The sequence below is a fragment of the Schumannella sp. 10F1B-5-1 genome (assembly GCF_006517535.1).
Classification (GTDB): domain Bacteria; phylum Actinomycetota; class Actinomycetes; order Actinomycetales; family Microbacteriaceae; genus Schumannella.
Genome location: NZ_VHQH01000258.1, coordinates 1 through 283 on the forward strand (window position 1 = coordinate 1; position 283 = coordinate 283).

Sequence of the window (283 nt, forward strand, 5' to 3'; positions counted from 1 at the left end):
CACGGCGCCGACGTCATCAACATGTCGCTCACCCGCAACACCCTCGACTGGCCGACCAGCTGGGACGACGCGTTCTCCTACGCGATGGACCACGACGTCGTGATCGTGGCGGCCGCGGGAAACCGCGGATCCGGCACCGACGAGGTGGGCGCACCCGCCACCATGCCCGGCGTGCTGACGGTGGCCGGCGTCGACCGCGCCGGCCAGACGAGCCGGAAGGCCTCCACCCAGGGTGTGACGATCGGCGTCTCCGCTCCGAGCGAGGAGCTCGTCGGGGCGATGC

1 protein-coding gene is annotated in these 283 nt (G+C 71.7%); it reads left to right on the forward strand.

The features are described 5' to 3' along the window. Positions 1 to 283 (forward strand): S8/S53 family peptidase (locus tag FJ658_RS15620; RefSeq protein WP_141146247.1); only part of this gene is annotated, 283 nt, incomplete at both ends.